At 36.6% G+C, this 20,204-nt stretch carries 19 protein-coding genes and 1 pseudogene; 9 read left to right on the forward strand and 11 right to left on the reverse strand.

Going from position 1 to position 20,204, the window contains the following annotated elements; all coding sequences use genetic code 11:
- Positions 1-59: 59 nt before the first annotated feature.
- The 3 genes from pssA to R4Z09_RS14150 form a co-directional block, all read right to left on the reverse strand.
- The gene (pssA, locus tag R4Z09_RS14140) at positions 60-746 is read right to left on the reverse strand and encodes a CDP-diacylglycerol--serine O-phosphatidyltransferase (protein ID WP_338452898.1); all 687 of its coding nucleotides are present in this window, start codon (positions 744-746) and stop codon (positions 60-62) included.
- A 31-nt stretch (positions 747-777) separates the two neighbouring features.
- Positions 778-1,371, reverse strand: a complete 594-nt coding sequence (locus tag R4Z09_RS14145; RefSeq protein ID WP_338452899.1) for a DedA family protein — start codon at positions 1,369-1,371, stop codon at positions 778-780.
- A 228-nt stretch (positions 1,372-1,599) separates the two neighbouring features.
- Positions 1,600-2,085 carry a hotdog fold domain-containing protein gene (locus R4Z09_RS14150; RefSeq protein ID WP_338452900.1) on the reverse strand — a complete coding sequence of 162 codons (486 nt, stop codon included), beginning with the start codon at positions 2,083-2,085 and terminating at the stop codon, positions 1,600-1,602.
- A gap of 287 nt (positions 2,086-2,372) precedes the next feature.
- Here R4Z09_RS14150 and R4Z09_RS14155 point away from each other — a divergent pair, with 287 nt between their 5' ends.
- Both R4Z09_RS14155 and R4Z09_RS14160 read left to right on the forward strand, forming a co-directional pair.
- Positions 2,373-2,657: a DUF3219 family protein gene (locus R4Z09_RS14155; protein ID WP_338452901.1), complete on the forward strand. Its 285-nt coding sequence runs from the start codon at positions 2,373-2,375 to the stop codon at positions 2,655-2,657.
- A gap of 18 nt (positions 2,658-2,675) precedes the next feature.
- Positions 2,676-3,671, forward strand: coding sequence for an LLM class flavin-dependent oxidoreductase (locus tag R4Z09_RS14160; RefSeq protein ID WP_338452902.1), 996 nt, complete (start codon positions 2,676-2,678; stop codon positions 3,669-3,671).
- 74 nt (positions 3,672-3,745) lie between these two features.
- On the opposite strand, the gene R4Z09_RS14165 is transcribed toward R4Z09_RS14160, so the two are convergent.
- Positions 3,746-4,483, reverse strand: coding sequence for a murein transglycosylase (locus R4Z09_RS14165; RefSeq protein WP_338452903.1), 738 nt, complete (start codon positions 4,481-4,483; stop codon positions 3,746-3,748).
- 351 nt (positions 4,484-4,834) lie between these two features.
- On the opposite strand from R4Z09_RS14165, the gene R4Z09_RS14170 reads away from it, so the two are divergent.
- Positions 4,835-5,833 (forward strand): macro domain-containing protein, encoded by a 999-nt coding sequence (locus R4Z09_RS14170; protein WP_338452904.1) that lies wholly within the window; start codon positions 4,835-4,837, stop codon positions 5,831-5,833.
- A 79-nt stretch (positions 5,834-5,912) separates the two neighbouring features.
- The gene (locus R4Z09_RS14175) at positions 5,913-6,524 is read left to right on the forward strand and encodes a vWA domain-containing protein (protein WP_338452905.1); all 612 of its coding nucleotides are present in this window, start codon (positions 5,913-5,915) and stop codon (positions 6,522-6,524) included.
- 434 nt (positions 6,525-6,958) lie between these two features.
- On the opposite strand, the gene R4Z09_RS14180 is transcribed toward R4Z09_RS14175, so the two are convergent.
- The 3 genes from R4Z09_RS14180 to R4Z09_RS14190 all read right to left on the reverse strand — a co-directional run bounded on the left by R4Z09_RS14180 (position 6,959) and on the right by R4Z09_RS14190 (position 8,650).
- The gene (locus R4Z09_RS14180; protein WP_338452906.1) at positions 6,959-7,162 is read right to left on the reverse strand and encodes a hypothetical protein; all 204 of its coding nucleotides are present in this window, start codon (positions 7,160-7,162) and stop codon (positions 6,959-6,961) included.
- A 281-nt stretch (positions 7,163-7,443) separates the two neighbouring features.
- On the reverse strand, positions 7,444-7,764 hold the full coding sequence (locus R4Z09_RS14185; protein ID WP_338452907.1) for a hypothetical protein: 321 nt from the start codon (positions 7,762-7,764) through the stop codon (positions 7,444-7,446).
- A 265-nt stretch (positions 7,765-8,029) separates the two neighbouring features.
- On the reverse strand, positions 8,030-8,650 hold the full coding sequence (locus tag R4Z09_RS14190; protein ID WP_338452908.1) for a TetR/AcrR family transcriptional regulator: 621 nt from the start codon (positions 8,648-8,650) through the stop codon (positions 8,030-8,032).
- Positions 8,651-9,159: 509 nt separating this feature from the next.
- On the opposite strand from R4Z09_RS14190, the gene R4Z09_RS14195 reads away from it, so the two are divergent.
- Positions 9,160-9,510 carry a hypothetical protein gene (locus R4Z09_RS14195; protein ID WP_338452909.1) on the forward strand — a complete coding sequence of 117 codons (351 nt, stop codon included), beginning with the start codon at positions 9,160-9,162 and terminating at the stop codon, positions 9,508-9,510.
- Positions 9,511-10,040: 530 nt separating this feature from the next.
- Here R4Z09_RS14195 and R4Z09_RS14200 read toward each other — a convergent pair.
- From R4Z09_RS14200 to R4Z09_RS14210, 3 genes and pseudogenes are all read right to left on the reverse strand, one after another.
- Positions 10,041-10,721: a DUF554 domain-containing protein gene (locus R4Z09_RS14200; protein ID WP_338452910.1), complete on the reverse strand. Its 681-nt coding sequence runs from the start codon at positions 10,719-10,721 to the stop codon at positions 10,041-10,043.
- 54 nt (positions 10,722-10,775) lie between these two features.
- Positions 10,776-11,597, reverse strand: coding sequence for a MerR family transcriptional regulator (locus R4Z09_RS14205; protein WP_338452911.1), 822 nt, complete (start codon positions 11,595-11,597; stop codon positions 10,776-10,778).
- Positions 11,598-11,878: 281 nt separating this feature from the next.
- Positions 11,879-12,609 (reverse strand): annotated as a pseudogene (locus R4Z09_RS14210) (amidohydrolase family protein).
- Positions 12,610-12,973: 364 nt separating this feature from the next.
- On the opposite strand from R4Z09_RS14210, the gene R4Z09_RS14215 reads away from it, so the two are divergent.
- The 3 genes from R4Z09_RS14215 to R4Z09_RS14225 all read left to right on the forward strand — a co-directional run bounded on the left by R4Z09_RS14215 (position 12,974) and on the right by R4Z09_RS14225 (position 15,818).
- Positions 12,974-14,095, forward strand: a complete 1,122-nt coding sequence (locus R4Z09_RS14215; protein ID WP_338452912.1) for an S-layer homology domain-containing protein — start codon at positions 12,974-12,976, stop codon at positions 14,093-14,095.
- 332 nt (positions 14,096-14,427) lie between these two features.
- Positions 14,428-15,288: a gamma-glutamylcyclotransferase gene (locus tag R4Z09_RS14220; RefSeq protein ID WP_338452913.1), complete on the forward strand. Its 861-nt coding sequence runs from the start codon at positions 14,428-14,430 to the stop codon at positions 15,286-15,288.
- A gap of 353 nt (positions 15,289-15,641) precedes the next feature.
- Positions 15,642-15,818, forward strand: a complete 177-nt coding sequence (locus R4Z09_RS14225) for a hypothetical protein (RefSeq protein WP_338452914.1) — start codon at positions 15,642-15,644, stop codon at positions 15,816-15,818.
- A gap of 273 nt (positions 15,819-16,091) precedes the next feature.
- On the opposite strand, the gene R4Z09_RS14230 is transcribed toward R4Z09_RS14225, so the two are convergent.
- Positions 16,092-18,602: a phosphodiester glycosidase family protein gene (locus tag R4Z09_RS14230; protein ID WP_338452915.1), complete on the reverse strand. Its 2,511-nt coding sequence runs from the start codon at positions 18,600-18,602 to the stop codon at positions 16,092-16,094.
- Positions 18,603-19,549: 947 nt separating this feature from the next.
- On the opposite strand from R4Z09_RS14230, the gene R4Z09_RS14235 reads away from it, so the two are divergent.
- Positions 19,550-20,038, forward strand: a complete 489-nt coding sequence (locus R4Z09_RS14235) for a hypothetical protein (protein ID WP_338452916.1) — start codon at positions 19,550-19,552, stop codon at positions 20,036-20,038.
- The last annotated feature ends 166 nt before the right edge of the window (positions 20,039-20,204 follow it).

Genomic DNA, 20,204 nt, shown 5'->3' on the forward strand with positions numbered 1-20,204 from the left:
AAAATCTCTACAGGGATTGCTTTTTATTTGTCAAAGAAACGATGGATCAAGCGTTTCCATTATGTATTTCTTTTAAATTTAATGAAACGATAGGAGATATAAATAAGATAGAGCGGGGTCGCCACATATAGTAAATAAGGGAATTTCCCACGAGATTCTATATTGACCATGAATAATAATGCTCCTAAAAAGATAGTGACAATCGTACCGTACTTTGGCAATGGTACTTGTTTAAGGCTTGGAATTCTGATTGTACTCACCATCAAAAAACATAAAGCAGTGAAAATAACGATGGTGATTACACTTGGAATATGCTTATTAAATAAAGTTAATATGGCTAATATTCCACCAGCAGCTGTGATGGGAACTCCGGTAAAGTATTGGCTTGATTCCTTTTCAGGTGTTACATTAAATCTTGCTAAACGGTAAGCCCCAAATAAGGGAAATAGCCCTGCAACAGCAAAACCAATCAAGCCATTATTATGTAATATTGTGTAATACACTAAAAAACAGGGGGCAACCCCAAATGTTACGATGTCGGCCAAGGAATCTAATTCTTTTCCTATTTGACTTTCGACATGCAGCATCCTTGCGATACGTCCATCCATACTGTCTAGCATCATCCCGATAAGAACTAAGACGGCTGCATTTTTAAATTGATGGTCAGCGGCATAGCCAATGGACAAAAAACCGCAATATAAATTACCTAACGTAAAAATATTAGGTATACTTTTCTTTATTTCCATAAGTTCTGTTCACCTTTAATTGAAGTAGTGGTTAGTATTTTTTGTTCGATAACCGATATGAAATGAAGAAATAGACAAAACCAATAAACAGTAGAATCCACAGCATTTTTGAAAAATGAGGCAGATAATGTGTGATGATTTCCCAATTACTTCCCAATATGTTACCGAGCATAATAAAAAAAGACACCCAAATGACTGCACCTAAGTAGGCAAAAATAGCAAAATACAAATAGCGATAGGTTGTGATACCAGCAACATACGCGGTTACATGCCGAACACCAGGTAAAAAATAACCACTTAAAAGAAAAAGTCCGCCATATTTGTGAAATCGTTTCTGAACCCAGTTAATATTCTTTTCTGATATTTTCACCTTTGGACCAAATCGTCTGATAAACGGAAGTCCAAGCTTATGACCTAGTAAATAACTAATCGAAATTCCAATTATCGACCCCAACATAGCAATCAAAAGGGCATAGGAAAGGGACATCTTACCAAGAAAAACATTATATCCTACATAGGTAAGAAATACTTCATCAGGCATGGGAAGCCCGACAATGCCTAGTATAAGAACGATAAAAATAATTAAATAGCCATAATGTTCAACAAGGCTTTCCATAAGAGTCATTGAAAGGCCCTCCACCCCTGCAAATGATTTCTAAACTCACTCCTATAAAGGATTTAAACATCCTGTTTAACCTTGAAAAACTGAAGTCACAGGAGGAGCTTGGCATACTTTTTTATTATAACACAGGAAACAGATGGTAGTGAAATCTCGGACAATTCTACTAGGAGGGACGAAGGGACAGGCACCTTGAACCAGTTCAATATTGGTCCAAGGTGCTTTCGTCGCTCATCATTCTTCCTTTCTAAATGTTTTGGGCATTAAAACAGCCGCAACTTCTCCAGTAACAACTAGTTTCTCCCCTGCAAATACCTCTGTGTAGACTTTGTATTTTTTGGGGTGAATTTCTTCCACTGTTCCAATTGCTTTCAGCTGTTCTCCAACCGGAGTGGGGTGTAGGAAATCAACTTTTAATGAACCTGTCACAAATCTTGGTGGATTAACTCCATCTCCCACTTCATTTCCATTCTTTCGGTGCAGGTACAAAGATGCTGACCCAGTGCCATGACAATCTATTAACGACGCTATCAAACCACCGTAAACAAAACCAGGCATACCTATATTTGCAGGCCGTGGGTTAAAAATTGTTATAGTATTTTCACCCATCCAGCCTGTCCGAAGGTGATAACCGTCTTCATTTAAGCGACCACACCCATAACACCAAGCAAAATCATCTGGATAATCATCTTGGATTGCTTTCAATACCTTTTCTTCCATCTAAAGACCTCCCAAATTTAACGATCTTAATTCTCAAAATTTACCATACAAATTTACAGAATAATACAAAAATAAGTAGATGACCATCATTTTTTATTGTTTATATATAGCTTCAGAAACAGGATTTTTTGGTTGATATAACAATATTCTGATGTTTTCAAATAATCTTAAATAAAATTGAAACAAGGTGGAAGAATTTGCTCCCCCGTGTTTCAAAATCAATATTTTTGCTACCTAATTATCCAAATGATATTCTTTTTATAAAAAGAACATATGGAGATGATTCTGTGGTAAATGAAATCATATTAAATAATACTTTGATTAAAGTGTATAGCTTTGAACATAGAAAAGTGAATCAATTACATGAGATTTCAGTTAGTTTTGAAGTCACGAGTGAGGAGTATCATGATATAACAACGTTACTATATGAAGGGACCTTTGATGTAAAAGTGCCTGAGAGAGAATTATCGTTTAGAGGTACGATTCAGCAATATTTTACTTCGATTTCAAATTTGTATGAAGAAGGGCAAGTTGGTGATTTTTCATTAACATTGCTTGAAGAGAAGAATTAAGAAAGTAGGGCAAGTAGGATGAAATTAAGTATTTTGGACCAATCGCCAATTTCTTCAAATCAAACAGCTAAAGAGGCATTAGATGAATCAATGAAATTAGCACAAGAGGGAGAAAATTTAGGATACACGCGCTATTGGATCGCCGAACATCATGATTTACCGGGCCTTGCTTGTTCAGCACCAGAAGTGATGTTAAGTTACATTGGGGCTAACACAAATACAATACGAATCGGATCTGGAGCTGTTTTACTGCCTTATTATCGGCCGTATAAATTGGCTGAAGTTTTTAATATGCTGGCAACACTTTTTCCGAATCGAATTGACATTGGGATTGGACGTGCTCCAGGCGGATCAGCTGAAGCGACTAATGCATTGTCAGATAACTTTTTGCAGCAAGTGTGGAACATGCCACAGTCGGTGAATGAACTGCTTGATTTTTTAGATGATCATTTTCCTGAAGATCACAAGTACTCGAACGTCTCAGCTTCTCCACTCCCGGAAATTTCACCTGTTCCTTGGATTTTAGGCACAAGTAAAAAAAGTGCCATATCTGCAGCAAAAAATGGATTGCCTTATGCTTTTGGACAATTTATGAGCGATAATGATGGGGCATCGATTATTCAAACATACATGGATTCATTTACACCGAGAAAAAAAGGTGACCGCCCGACGGTCATCTTGACTGTTTCAGCTGTATGTGCAGAAACAACTGAACGAGCGGAAGAAATTGCCTTGAGTTCCCTTGTTTGGTCATTGTTAAAAGAAAAAGGAGAAGGTCAGCTTGGTGTGCCTTCAATACAAGAAGCAAAGCAATATGTACTAAATGAAACAGAAAAAAACACATTGCAAAAGATGAAACAGAATATGATCATCGGGGACCCTCATATAGTGAAAAAGAAATTGAACGAGCTGCAAGCTACTTATAAAGTAGATGAGATAATGATTGTGACAATCACCCATTCACCGAAAGACAGGATTCAGTCCTATCAATTAATTGCAGAAGAAATGCTATAATCTGTCAGAAAGGCAGGAGTCTTTATTTTGACAGCCTTAATGGATTCCCAGGAAAGGCTGTCAGAATGAAAGCTCTATTTTTCTCGAAGAAATTGCTTTAAATCAGCAGGGAGTTTGATAGCTTCCATCTGGTTTATAGAATTCTCATCCATAGAGTCATAGGAATAATTAAAGATAAAATCTCTATCATCGAGGTACTTATTTGAAAAATGATTGTAGCCCAGCATTCTGTCTTTAGCAGAGATTTCACGGCTGACTTTTTCGTTATAATATTCAATTTGAACGGTGAAATACTCTAAATCTTGGACTTTCAAGTACTGTATCAACTCGTAAACTTTCTCTAAGTGCTGATCCATTTCATTTGAAGAGTTAAGGAGGACATTAGCAAATATAATGTTCCCAATACCTTTATGCTTTTGTTCAAAAATTTCTTGATAGGTGTTATGAATGTTGTATTTAGTATAAGCTTCATCAGGAAATGAAACATTGACCATATATGAATAATTTACAATGGAACCATAGAGCTTTTTATAGACTGAACCAAATTGTTCGTTAAGCTCTGCTCGCCATTTCATGTCTAAATAATCATCAGACATGGGCTTCATATCTTCAGAAACAGAAATACGAACAGTTAACTTAGGATTTTTCTCCGGGTGAGAATCAATATGATAACTCCCCGTATCATCACCCAGAGGCTTTGAAAAGGTTGATTCCTCAATTATAAAATCTTCTCCATATTTTTCTTCCAAATATTCTTCAGCAGCTTTTTCAGCTTTATGGCTGATGAGTGGATAATAAATATAGTCAAACAAAACGAGACCAATTAGGAATAAAAAGAAAACCGGAATACGAGTAAAACAATAATTATTTTTCGCATAGGATGCTTCTCCAATATTGTTTCATTTACAAAAGCTACAAATAAGTCTACTGTATTTGATTCAAAATGATAAGAAAATTTTTTCGTATCTGAAGAATTTATTTTAATTAGAAAACAATAGAGCGGGGGCTGCATTATACACTAAACAACATTCTGAATCCTCCCACTTTTTTTGAAAAAATAGGTCTGTCCATGCCGGGTCGGCTTTTCCACTTTTCGCTTTTTAATACCACAATAAATAGGTATGATGAGACATAGAGAAATTATTAGAGGAAGTGATAAGAGCATGCCATTAGACATAGTACGCAATGATATTACAGAGATGAAGGTAGATGCAATTGTGAATGCTGCGAATCCTGCACTGCAGATGGGCGGCGGTGTATGCGGGGCGATTTTCCGTGCAGCAGGTGAGAGAGCGCTTCAGAAAGCATGCAACAAAATCGGTGGATGTCAGACAGGAGAAGCGGTTATTACTCCGGGATTTAAGCTTGATGCCAAATGGATTATTCATACACCCGGGCCTGTTTGGCAGGGCGGTTCCAATCAAGAAGCTGCTTTGCTCCAAGCTTCATATCAAAATTCTTTAGAACTAGCAAAAAATCATCAATGCCAGTCTATCGCATTTCCATTGATTTCAACGGGTATTTATGGCTATCCAAAAGAGGAAGCTTTACAAATTGCCGTTGCTGCGATTACCTCCTTTTTATTTCATCATGATATGCATGTCTATCTAGTTGTTTTTGATAAAAATTCCTTCGGTTTAAGCAAAAAGTTATTTTCTTCAATCCATCAATATATAAACGAGAATTATGTGGAGGAAATAGAAAGCAAGTTTCAGAACCGATTAGAGGAACTCCATATTCAGGATTCCTTACAAGAAATGAACCCGCAGGAAATGCAAGCAGAAGAGGACGCATCAGCATCATTAGCGAATCTGCTCAACCAGCTGGCGGAACCCTTTTCTACTCATCTGCTTCGGATCATTGATGAAAAAGTGATGTCAGATGTAGAGGTATATAAACGAGCAAATATGGACCGTCGCTTATTCTCGAAAATCCGAAATGGAGTCAATTTGCCAAAAAAGAAAACCGTTCTCGCATTAGCCATCGCTCTACATTTAAATGTTGACGAAACCATTGAATTATTAGAGACAGCTGGATATGCCTTGTCACATAGCCATAAATTTGACGTCATTATTGAATTCTTCATCAAACAAGAGAAATATAATATCCACGAAATCAATGAAGCCCTATTTGCTTTTGACCAACCGCTGCTTGGTTCTTAAAATGTCGCTTTCAAGGCGACCATTTCTTTTTAGAATCTTGTTATCCTGAACGTATCAAAAGAAACGGGGGATGAAAAGGATGAAAAGAAATCACACAGAGTTAGTGTTTATTTTGGATAAAAGTGGTTCCATGGCAGGACTTGAAGAGGATACAATTGGCGGTTTCAATGCGATGTTAAAAAAACAACAAAAAGCGGAAGGAGATGCCTTTGTTACAACCGTATTATTCGATCACCGTTATGAATTATTGCATGACCACATCCTTGTGAAGGAAATATCTCCACTTACCGAAAACGATTATGAGGCAGGAGGGACAACCGCGTTATTAGATGCGATTGGGTTTACCATTCAAAAGATGATCACTTTACAAAAAAGAACATGTGAGCGGGCGGAAAAAGTTCTATTCGTGATTACAACGGATGGGATGGAGAATGCCAGCAAGGAATACACAACAGAAAAAATCAAAAAAATGATCCAGTATCAACAACAGGAATTTGGCTGGGATTTTATGTTCCTTGGAGCCAACATCGATGCCATCTCAACAGCTGCAGAATATGGAATTCACGAGGAGTTTGCCGTAAATTATCATGCGGATCAGGAAGGAACCAGGTTAAATTATGAAGCTGTTAACGAGGCCGCCTCGAACATCCGAAGTGTAAAAGCATTGATCGATCCTGGAAGGAAGTTATAGAAAAGGACTATAAGAAACGTAACAATAAATACGAATAAAGCATAATCGGTCGGGCACTTCTTAAGTTTGATGCAATGCTTGAATGGGAGGGAGTTAAAACAAAGGATTATCTGCTATGCCAAATGCCTGGCTTTCCCTATAATTCTTGAATTGTTTTAAGAATCATGATTATTGTATTGCTTTGCATGATCAGAGAGGGCCTCTTGAGACACTTTGACAGAATCTAGCAACCGATTTTTCCTAGGAACTGACCGGGGATGTGAAGAGGAAAGAGGATTGACAAGAGTTATTCACATAGGGACGAAGGCACCTCGATCCTGAGTCGAGGTGCCCCTTTTCCACTACTAACTTAGAAAATGTAGATTTACAGTATTATTGTGATTACCATCTATGACATAGAGCCGATTTTTTGTTAAGAAAATCGACTGTATGTATTATCCTTTTACACTCATATTGTTCATCATGCTCATCATAGATGTCATCATTTCATCGCATTTATGCATGTTTGCCATGCATTGATTCATATCCATATCCATGTTCATTTCGCGCATTTGATCCATCATCATTTTCATGCAATTCATTTCGCAAATCATTTTTTCCATAGATACCATCATCATAGTCATGCACATTTTTTCCATTTCAAATTCCTCCTAAAAGTTTTTTGAATAAAAAAGGAAAATAAAAGAGGCTCATAAAAATCCTTATAATAAAGGAATTTCATGCGCCTCTTGTAGCCAAGTCAGCTTTTTCTTTTTTATCCAAAATAACTATATAACGATTGGTAAAAATAAGCAAGTTAATTTACTGAATATTTACAAAATTAACAATTTTAGACAATATCATTATTTATTTTTAATATCTTATCCTTATAATTGAAACGTGAAGATAGTCCCAATGTTTCAACACTTGAACATACCCCTTAGAAAAGGTTTCTTTTTGCATAATGAATCTGTTGATGCAATAATATACGTTGTTGTTTGAGGTTCAGTAACATTCCTTGCAATTCAGTGTTTGAATAATCACTTTGAAGCTGTTTATAAATGATACCAATTTCCTCATTTATTTCTTTTAGTTTCTTCCACAAAGTATCGATATCAATGGAGTGTTGTAATGATTCTTCATTCGATTTATTTTTTAACTTTGCAATAATTTCTTCCTGCCATATCGTATCACCTGTTTTTTTGACAAAAAGATATAAGTCTAAATAATCGTTTACATCTAATTGGATCCTTTCATTCACTTTTAAATCACCCTTCATTATAAAAATTTTTATTAGAAGAGGGTGATTTGACTTAATACACACCTCTTCATATCGTGAAAGGAGGAAATTGCTCGAATGGGATCGATATAAAAAGTGGTGGAATTGCATTGTTTCATCTGGAAAGTCCTGTCCTTCCCTCTAAATTAATCATTTTTTATATTAAACCGATAAGAACACTGCGAATTGTTAATAAGAAATTTTATCATTTTTAGTCATTATATGTTTTCATGTCGAATGGGTTATTTTATTTGTTTGAGTTCATTTTACCCATCGTTTTATAAACGCCCATAATTGACAAACGTGTCAGTTGTAAAGCCATAAAAGGAGGAGAATAAATCATATTATTTTCCATCCATATTTTTGTAATGCCCATAATAGATGAGCTGCTATAATCGAGAAATATATCTAATGCCACGATTGGTTTATGTTCCATCTCCATACTTGATATACGGTTGAAAAAGCTTTCTCGAATTGTTTTAAACATTTTGGTATGGAATACAGAGGAGTCCATTTTAGTGAACATAGTATGATAGAAATTTTTATTTATAGCTAGATGTTCAAAGAAAGTGACAAAATAGGGGTCGGGTTCTTCCAGATCAGACTGATCTTTCATGAAGTTGGATTTAGATTCTGTTAACAATTTACCCAATTCTGATAATTTTTCTTGAATGATTTTATCTAATAAATCATATTTGTCTTGATAGTGCGCATAAAAAGTTGATCGGCTGATATTGGCTTGATTGGTTATGTCTTTTATCGAGATTTGTGTAAATCCTTTTTCTGAAATTAGTGAAATAAACGTGTCATAGATTATTTGTCGGGTCCGTGGAATTCGGCGATCTGTATTTTGCTGAAGTTGCTCCATATTACCTCCTCCGGAAAGTAATGAACTAGAAACTGTACAGATTTGCACCCAATGTTCATTTAAATCAACATAATACAAATGTTAAATAAAAACTTTCTTCATTTTTATTATAATAATCATAAAATTCCAATTTAATCAATAGGAATTATTTGTTTTTTGAAAAATTCTCAATTAAGGTGGTCAACAATCATACAATTTTGTTCATTTTCTCGTTTAGAATGATAATTATCGAACATTTTTAGTTTTAAAGTATTTTAAACGTCAAAGTAGTGCAAATTGTTTGTTGCATTAGAGTTTCGGCTTGCTATAATAAATATTAAATTCCGATTTTATCAATGGGAATGATAAGTGTTATGTACTAAACTTCCAATTTAATGCGTCGACTGGACTGCCAGAGACTTTTATTCATGCTTAAATTACTGAAATTTAAGCAAATAATAAAGGTCTCTGTTTTTTGTTTGTTGACACGTTTTTAGGTTAATACAACAACATATTAAGGGGTATTCTGTATGAACAAAGAAAAGCTAATCATCCTAGATTTATCTAAGAATCCAGTACAATCGAGAAATCAAGAAAAAAGCGAGAATCTTAATTTACCAGATTTGGATTTTTTTCTTTGGTGCCAGCAGCAATTTAAGATAAATAGAGGTGTCTATAACACGATTGATCGCTGGTTTTATCAGAATGGTTTCAAAAATCTAATCCATCGCCGTCTTTACCTTTTATCCTTTTTAGAATTTGTTACAGAAGAGAACCCGAAGGATCATCAACAAAAATATCTAAAATTTGGCCATGGTGGTTTAACAAAAAAACTTCAAGAATTTATTCAGGAGACAGAAAGAAAACAATATTTGATATAAAACAGCATGTTAAATTTTGTATATGAATAAAGAATAGAGGCAGACTGTTAAATTGCCTAAACAGTAGAAGGATTTAGAGAATCTGTCCAAACTGCAGGTGCAGCCTCAGCAGAGAGTAAGGGAATGTGGGAGAATCAACTTTTGAGGATCTTGTTCAATATAATTATTGTTAGAGAAAAAGAATTAGTGATTCCTAAAAGGTAAAAATGAAAAGAGGAACATAGACGATGTCCAAACTTGATGATATGTACATTCGAAATGAAAGGGAAAAGGTGATGGTAAGGGTTACAGGGAACAATAAAACGTAAGAACTGTTCAAGATAAGGTGCCAGGAACCTTCCAAAAGGATTAAATGAAAATGATAAAAGGTGTACGATATTGACAGTATGATAATGTTTCGAAAAGGGATTCATTAACGAGTGCCAGAATGAAAGGGACTGCCCAAAAAGTCAGTGATTGCTGACTTTTGGAACAGCCTTTTATTTTCATTTTTACTGTCAATGGTTAGAATCTGGTTTATAATATTTCTTTTATGCAAACAAAGCTAACCCAACAAACCAAAGTACTGGAATAAACAATGCAGGCAGCATATTTAACGATTTACTATCTATAATGCCTAAAATCGATAAGCCTGAACTCAAAATTAAAATTCCACCAACAATTGATACTTCGGTCATTAAAGCATCCGTTAAAAATGGCTCTATGTACTGTGCGCTTAAGTAAATCGACGTTTGCCAAATAAATAACACAACAGCTGCAAATGCGATGCCGAAACCATATGTGGCTGCTAATGCCATTGATGTTACCAAATCTAATGTGGCATTTGTAAATAAATAGGTATGATTATTATTCAAAGCACTTTCTACCGGCCCTAAAATCGATAAAGTTCCAATACAAAATAGTAAAATCCCGGTTGATAAACCTTTGCTTAGATCAGATTGCGAAAATCGATTAACAAGCTTTTGAAATTGAGCATCGATATCTACAATTGTACCTACTAAACCACCAATGGCCAAACTGGTGATAAATAATACGGGATATTCACTTTTTGGCATATTTTGCACAACAGCGTTGATGCCGAGCGCAACGGCTGAAAATCCCATTGCCGTAAATAAGGCTGATTGGTATTCTTCCTTTATCCCTTTCTTTAAAAAACTTCCAACCGCACTGCCAATTAATATAGCGATTGTATTTATAATTGTGCCGATCATGTTGTCACCCTCCTCCTTTGTACTCTAATCATAAACCTTCAAGTAACTTGAAGGTCAATAATAGGTTACAGGAATTTGGATTTCGGTGACAAATTCGTTCGTATTGTGGGATAGACCATAATCAATATATGTCACTTCAACAGAGTCGCCTTTTATTTCATAGTGTTTTTGTTTTAGATAATGTAAGAGTTGTTCATAATACGTACTTGCATCAACATGTGTACCTTGAAAGCGCAAGGTGACATAGAGTCCTTCTGGTATTTCTTCTCGCACAGATTCTTCTGCAGCCTCATTTTCCACCAATAAAAAAATGGCATCATACGAATCAAATTGATGTTTCTCCATTTTTTGCTTTGAGATAGACATACCGATTTTCCCTAAAAACACCGCTGATTGTAATTTCGAGCTATTCTCAAGTTTTCGAATGAAGATTTCTAAATCCGAACCACTTGGAATGGTTTGGCGTAACACAGCGATTTCTCGCGATGGGAAGAATTGCTCCTGAATAACACCTATATTCTGTTGTGAAAGCGCATCTTCAATTTGTTCTAGACGATTATTTATTTTTTGCTCAATTTCTTGCAGCTGCTTAATTTTTTTACGTGTAATTTCACGTTGGGCTTGTAGCTGCTTCATTAAATAAACCGGATCACGATTGTCAACAAAGGTTTGTATTTCTTGTAAAGATAGGCCAATTGTCTGTAAATATTTAATGGTATTCAACCGTTCAAAATGCGCTGTGGAAAAGTAACGATATCCTGTCTCGGGGTCTACATAAGTAGGTGTCAATAAGCCAATGTCGCAATAATAACGAATTGCACTGCTTTTAATTTGAAACAGTCTTGATACTTCTCCGATTGTAAAAACGTCTTTCATGATAGTTTCCTTTCTAATAACTCTAGTTTTAATGATGGGTAATTAGCACTGAAAAAAAACGAGAGATAGAGTCTCTCGCATAACCACTACTTCATTAATTAACCTGTTTAGTACAATTCTTCAAACATTCTCAGATTATTTTAACATACATATCCAGCATACTATGAAACGTCTGGCGGATCTGTTGTTTTAATCATTAAATAATGTAATTCTTTGAGAGATTCTATTTATTGGTGAAACATAAGATAAAATCCTTTAAACACGCAAGATTAATAAAAATACTAGTCTAAAGCATTCGTGTACAAAATTTTATCGGTAGCCTGTCCATCAAATAGATTCTGAATTAATTCAATATCTGCATACTCAAAAGGTCTTTTTGCTCTTGTAGATGGCAAATCTGTACCAAACACAAGTTCATCAGGATTTGTCTCATATATGGATTTTAAAGCATGTTCGACATTCAGGTCCACACGCCCAAAACCTGTTGCTTTTACGTGTATGCCTTTTTCAATTAACTTTAATAAATGCGGTAATCCTTCTTCTGACAATCCTAAATGGTCAATTGAGACGGCAGGTAATTTTTCAATAATCGATGCAATTTCGGGTAACTCTTTTGCATCAATATAAAGTTCGCTATGCCATCCAACTAAATCATAAATTCTTCGTGCAAAGTAATCGAGCTTTGATAAATCTTCTGACCCACCACGTTTTATATTAAAACGCACCCCCTTTATCATTTAAATTTATAATTTCTTCATCCGTCACAGTAAAAGGCAATTGTGTTACGCCACAAAATGTTGTACCCATTTGTTTAAGTGCATTTAATAAATATTCTTGGTCAAATCCTTGGAATGAACCATGAACCAGATACAATCGCTCCACCTAATACATTCAAATCAGCAGTTTCCTTCTGATAATCTTCTACAACAAAGTGGGGTGGCAAATACCCTTGGTTTTCGAAAATTGGAAAATCAAAATCAATAATATGAAAATGCGCATCAAAAATTCTCATTTCCATTTCCCCTCTCATTTCTTTATTGAAACGGATCACCAACCCTATATTTTTATCTAACTTTAAATAAATTATCACACAAGTTCGAAAACTTGTCTGATAATTTATTTTGTTTATAGAAAAATACTTAGTTCATTAGAAAAAAAGAATGGAGTATTAAAATAAAAGTTTACAAAAACAAAATTCGAATCCTATTGCAACCAAAAGCCTTCTAAGAAAAATTACTATGAGGGAGGTTTTGACCTTGAAGTATAAAGGAGAGTTTAATATCACAATAATTTAGGTAATGAAATGGATGTAAAAATAAGATTACGCGTAATATATAATCAGTATTGTTAAGTTTTTAATTGAAGGAGGGGTAAGAATGAAAAAAACTATTAATATAGTCGTTATCCTTTTAATACTTAACCTGTTTATTCCAATATCAGGACTAGCAGTTTACAGTTTTACCGATGTGTCAAATGACTACACATTTTCTGATGAAGTAGATTACCTTTCATCTAAGGGGATCATTTCTGGTTTTCCAGATGGAAGTTTTAGAGCGAATAATACGGTTACACGAGCACAAGCAGCTATTATGATTGGGCGTGCATTAGGTTTGGATGGTAAAGCAAGAGACACTCAATTTACCGATGTTAAATCCAATGTAACTGGTTCAGGTTATATTGCATCAGCAGCGGAGAGAGGCATAATTAATGGTTTTCCAGATGAAAGCTATCGCCCCTACGAGCCTGTAAATCGTGGACAAATGGCTATATTCATAAATAGAGCATACACATTAACTCCAGGTCAAACAAACATTAATTTTAGTGATGTTTCAGTAAATATGTCAGCATATCAATCAATTCTAAATGTGGCTACTAATGGCATTGCAAGTGGATATCCAGATAATACATATCGTCCGGACCAATCTGTTTCCCGTGGTCAATTTTCAGCGTTTATGGCACGCACACTAGAACCATCATATAGACGTTTATCAAATGAGCCGCAACAAACAAATCCCGAACCGGTTGAACCTGAGCCGACAAATACAGGTAATTCTCGAAGCCACCCAGCCGGCATTGGTGAAACAGTTCATATAAAAAACTATGATTGGTTAGACGGACATCAAAAATATGAAATGGAATTAAAAGAGATTATTTCTGGTGATGAAGCTTGGCAAATAGTGAAAAAAGCAAATATGTTTAATGATCCGCCAGAACCAGGTATGAAATATGTATTAGCGAAATTTAGAATTAAAATTTGGGAGTTGGAAAAAGAACCGTATGACATGAACCACGCAAAATTTAATGCAGTAAGTAAAAATGGCGTTTTATATGATCAATTTGCATTTATTGCAGGACTAAAACCAGCTCTAAGTACTGACCTATATGAGGGAGCTGAATATGAAGGCTGGACTTATTTCATGGTTAACGAAAATGATGAACCTCTTGCAGTTTTTAATCAAGGTTGGGATGATGAAACTTGGTTTGATATAAGTAAATAAGTATCTTATTGTCATTAAGAATATAATGATACTACAGAAATGTATGTCATTAACCTTTCTGGGATAATCTCATAGCTAAAATCCAGCCCGTATTTGTTTATATAGCACCTGCTTATTTATGAGCAGGTGTTGCTTTTTATCATTGATTACCATTAGATTTTTTACATAAAAATGTTACTGCTCAATGTAGCTTGTTTAATGACATTAAAAACTCAGTATATGCGGCAACAATTTGTATTTCAAATCCACGAGACAAAATGTATTTCGTGACAGCTGTATTACATTTAGTTTAGTATACTCACGATAAGAAAATTGAAAGGAGAATGAAAAGAATGGAAAAAATATACCGCGTTTTTGTTTACGGCACCTTACGGAAGCATGAATCAAATCATTACTTGATAAAAGAGGCAAGGTGCGTTAGCAGTCAAAGCTGGACGAATGGAATCTTGTATGACACAGGTGATGGATATCCAGGAATGGCCAAAAGTACAAGGAAAAGAGTGTATGGTGAAGTATATGAAGTAGACGCTCAGCAGCTGGAGCAACTAGATGCGTTAGAAGATTACAAAGGGGAAGGACAGGACAATCTATATGAACGAAAAATCCAAATGGCTCATACGGATTTTGGAGCAGTAGAAGCGTATGTGTACGTATATGCCTCTCCAATTTATGCATTAGAAGAAATTACGTTCGGTGATTGGAAGTGCCACCAACATTTACACCAAAACGAACTCCTTTACTTTGCCTATGGGTCATGCATGGATGATGAGCGGTTTAAGCGAGATCGCGTGAAACACCAGTTTGAAAGAGTAGTAGGTTGTGGGAAAGTGAAGAATTTTTCCGTAGCGTATACCCTTAAAGCTCATGATGGCGGTAGAGCTGATCTTATTGAGTCGGATGAACAGGTGGAAGGGAAGGTCTATCGTATTTCCAGTGAAACCTTAACCTATTTGTACCGAAGAGAGGGTGTGAATGATCAGATTTATCGTCCGACATTTATTGATGTAACGATTGATGAAAAAACATACAAGAATGTATTAACGTTTTTAGTTGTTGATAAAGTGAAGGAAACAGCCCCACCAGAACACTATGCAACAGAAATTCTTCGAGGAGCAAAGGGCTTTGTCAGTGACAGCTACTATAAAAAGTTGGTGGATGATTTGTATCACAAATTTGGAATGAAACAAATCTAACAGTACAACAGCTTTTTTGTTAGGCAAACTTTTTAAAAAGAAGAATTTAGGGATTATAAGACCATTATTAGAAATGATGGCTTTTTCTTGCGAACGGTGCCAGGCACTGTTCGCTAATATTGGTAAGAATTGAACCAACTGAGTTAGTTAATGATAATACTAATGTTAAGGATAGAATAAACAAATTTGTTGAAGCGGGAATTCAAAAAAATGGCTACCGTTGGCAAGACGATCCTTTAGTTAAAGATTTAAAAAAAGTCGTGAATAAATTCAATAGAAGAGCAAAAGTGTACTAAAAAGAAATGGGTTTTCATAAAGATATGGGCAAGATAAGAAACAGGAGGCTGATTATCTTGACCATTATAAGATTTCCTAACAAAAGAAACAATGAGAGAAAAAGTCGATTGATTGTAGATTCCGATCAGAAGTCGTTTATAAACCATGATTATATTCAGAAAGTGCTGGATGAAAAAGGCTACAAAAAAGCGGACGATATTTTGATTAAAGAATTGAACCATTTAATCGATTAGTACCGATAAGCATGGTAAACTAAGACCTTTAGATGGTCTTTTTTATTTTCCTCCAAAAACGTTCATCTTTGATTTATCTCTATCAAAAATAGAGTGCTAGGCACCATCCAAATAATCCTTCATAAAGTCTTGAAAAAACCTTTCATTTATCTGATTTGCCGCTAAACCTTTATCACTTATTGTCCACAGAAAAAGGGAGAGCTATCATAGCGACAGACTCTCCTTTTTTACACTTATCGTGTTAGAATCAACCAATTTAACGTTATCGATTTGTTATGGCTTTAATCCTCCCATACTATAATTAAAGGATTTAAAAAGAAGGTTTGCGAAATCGCCGCGCATAATGGGTTCGTGTGTGCCATAGGATGTTGTTGTTCTACCTGCTGTTATTTCTGCCCCGTACAGTGCCTCGATGTATGGTTCAAATACACTGCCATTGACATCAGTAAAAGGTGTCTCGACAGCTAGATCTGTGAGATCAAATGTGAGTGTAAGTATTTTTGCCACGGCACCGCGTGATAACGGTTCTTGCGGTGCAAAGCGGTCACTTGTCACCCCTGAGACAATTCCTCTAGCGGCGAGCGCATTTACGGCTCCTTTTACACGAGGATTTAAATCAGTAAATCCGGCATCTGGGGCATTTTCGGTATCATAGCCCATTAACCTAGCGATGATGACAGCTGTATCGCCTCGTGTAATATTCTGATAAGTGCCAAACTCAGTTGGACTGAATCCATTGACGATTCCAGCCTTATGTAAATAATTAACCGCTTCAGCATAACGTTCATTTACATCAGTAAACGCACTAAGTTCAGGCTCATCTTCTTTACCACCATCATCTTCCCCATACACTGCACGAATATTATCCACGTAGAGGCTGCCTTTCGTCATTGGTCCAGCCGTTCCTGAATTCGTTGACATTAAGCGGATGGCCTGCGTGCCATGGATTTTGAAAGGTCCGGTAAAGGATGCGGGAATGTCCGCCTTCACATATTTCCAACCTGTCCAATTGATGGCCGAAGCTAGGTTCAGTGTTTGATTTGTATTATTTCCGTCGACAATCATCATTCGCAGCCAATAGCCTTGTGCCTCCGGAGTGGCATAAACCCACATCCCGATGCTTGTTGGTTCGCCATCAATTGGAACCGATGTACCAGGTCCGGCATAAACGCCAAGAGTCGCTCCTTTTTGTGCTTGTGTAAAATCAAAATCAATCCCTAGAGCATGGCTGCCATTTTGTACAGGTGCTGGAGCACTGGCGAGATGTAAACTGCTTGTTTCCCCGCGGTTTGCTGTAGAGGTCTTCCAACTGCCGAGCGATTCCTCGAAGTCAAAAAGAACCTCTGGGCGCTTCCCGACAGATACCTTCGTTTGTGCTGTAAGGTTTGTTCCCTTCAAACGGGCCGTAATTGTGCCTGTAACGCTTTGGCTGCCAGTGTGCAGAACCCCGTTTTCATCAATGGTTCCTAGACCTGCTGGAATGTCAAATTCGATATCCTGAGGGTTCCACTTTACATTTCTTTTTTGAAACTGAGTGGTTAAATTCAGAGGCTTCTCGCTGTTTCTTGCAATCGTCAATTCCTGTGAACTGAAATACATGTGATCTGGATTTTCAATTTCAATAATCGACCTTCCAACCTCTGTTCCTTGATAGTTTAATAGAACATGAAACTGGCCAGTTTTTCCACTAGAGACAAAGGTTCCATTTTCATTAATCGTACCGAAGGATGGATCTTCCACTGCCCAAGTTAAACCAGATACTGGCAGGGGAGCAGAAGCATAGGATTGATCTCTGCCTTTCGCACTGAATTGAATCGTTGAACCTGGAGTAAAGGATTGATCATATGGCTCGATATAAGCATTATGGAAAACATGGTCAGATGGTGCCTTGTTCACGATAAGCCAGCTGTTTGCCACGTTTCTTTCCGAGCGGTCAGACGGTGAATTATCAACTTCCAGCCCATTACCGTCAAGTTCACGTGTGATAAAGGTAGAAGAACCACCGCCATCAAGATTCAGAGCGGTCACAGCTCCCAAATCAATCATAAGCTGCGCTAACTCCTGCATGGAAATCCCGCTTGAATAAGGCTCCTGTCTTCCGTCAATTATAGCAAAGAAAACGTCGCCGTCTGCCTTAATCCCAACGGCTGTACGAGGTTCGACATCTCCTCCGGTTTTCGGTGTTTGATACACTTGACTATTTTTTACAAGAATCGCATTGCCGCCAAGCGCCTCCTGCAATTGATCCTTGATTCCTTCATATTCCTCGCTGCCTCCGATTAGCGCTTCACCCGATTTTGTGATGCCGAAGAAATAATGAGTGCTGCTGTTATCCGTCTTTAACGCTTGTCCGTTTTTATGGACAATTCCAATGGGTTCGCCGGTGGCCAAATCAAAAAAGTCCGCATTGACAGCCGCTACGACTCTACGATTCTCTCGATCTGCACTAGCAGCCTGTTTTTGAACAGGCTGAAGTCCAAAGGCCGTGCCATCATTCGGTGTTCCTGCTTCAATGGATAGATTTGGCTGATTTGGCGTTTGCCTGTCAACTTCGATGACAAAACTCTCAATCTTCTTTCCGTCTTTCCCCTCGAATGTATAATGTTTTTCTGTTACGCCAGGTGCAAGGACTGCCTCATACTCATTGATCGCAGTTTGAACCACTGCTGAATCTAAATCAAAGCCGCCTAAAGCTGAAGCATTCAGCGGTGAAAAAATACTGCCAGCTAATACAGCTGAAAACGTAATCGCCAGTATTCTCCTCTTCCTAATCTCTTTCCTCATCATTTTCCTCCTCGCTTGACGACCTGACACGTTTGAATCAGTGTTATGGACAAGGTCGATATTTTTCTGTTTCCTAACTGAAAATAATGTAGAATCATGAAGAAAACATAACACTAGTTTAGCATAATAATAGATTATTAATCTTGGGGGTAGTGTCAAAAGTTCTATGAAAACTGAATAAGTATCAAATATTAGATGGCACCTGGCACCTGGCACCTCTGAAATTAAAGGAGAAACGCCGGGAAGATACTGATGTTTCATAAAAACTCTGCATAGATTTCTCTACATAGAGGCTCTCTTGTCAATGAAATGCGAGATCCGTCCCGGTGTTTCCATGGAAGGCTGCGGGGGTTGAAGGTACGGGAGTATCGAGAGGAGTGGTTGGAGAAGGTGCTGAATCGGTAAACTGTTGTTTAGAATGACATATTAGGTGTTGTGAAATGCCGGGAAGATATTGAAATTCATCAAACACCGTAGAGATTTCTCTACCTACATAGAACCTTTCATGTCAATGAAGTTCTTAAAAAACAAAATATACTGTTTAAGTCATTTTACATCCGGTAACTCTGAAAAGGTAGAAAAGATGCTTGGTACAGAGTATACCTTTTTAGAACCGTACATTAATTAATAGTGACACTCCTTTAAGCGTGGTACATAATGTTTGCAGGTATACTTATAAAGTACGACCATACCATTTTCTAAACGGAAGTCGTTGTCCTAAATGTGCGGGAAATATAAAACTAAATTTTAGTGAATTTAAACAAAGAGTAAAAGAGGCAGAGGGTGATGAATATACACCTTTAGGAGATTACATTAGTCCTAATACTCACATCTCCATGATTCATCATAAATGTGGAACAACATATTCCGTCACACCTGTTAAATTATTATTTGGTCGGAGATGCCCGAATTGTTTCGGAACTTGCCTGAAAACGACAGTACTATTCATGGAAGAAGTATTTTCATTAGTAGGTTTAGAATACGAAGTCATTGGTGAATATATCCAATCTAATGAGAAAATTATGATGAAGCATGTAGCTTGCGGACATGAATATCCAGTTAAACCTGTTATGTTTCTTAGAGGGAATAGATGTCCTCAGTGTTTTCAAAATATAAAGAAGACAACAGATCAGTTCGAACAAGAAGTTCTTGAGTTAGTTGGAACCGAGTATGAAGTTATTGGAGATTATCTAGGTGCCTCCGAATATATCCAAATGAAACATGTGGTTTGTGGGCATGGATATCCTATTGTGGCTGTCAGTTTTCTTAGAGGAAAAAGATGTCCTCATTGTAAGGATTCTAAGGGTGAAAGAGCTATTTACGAATTCTTGGAGCGGAAAGGAATCAAATTTACTAGACAATACAAAATAGATGAATGTCGTCATATTAACCCTCTTTTTTTGATTTCGCCATTTTTTACGAACAAAAAGTTATAGCTTTAATTGAGTTTCATGTAAGGCAACATTACGAGCCAATTGACTACTTTGGAGGGGAGAAGGCTTTTCATAGTTTACAAATTAGAGACGCTATTAAAAGAGAATTTTGTTTGGAGAATGGTATTCCATTGCTTACTATTCCACATTGGGAGTATGAGCAGCTTGA

This window comes from Niallia oryzisoli, assembly GCF_036670025.1.
GTDB classification, from domain to species: domain Bacteria; phylum Bacillota; class Bacilli; order Bacillales; family Cytobacillaceae; genus Bacillus_BD; species Bacillus_BD oryzisoli.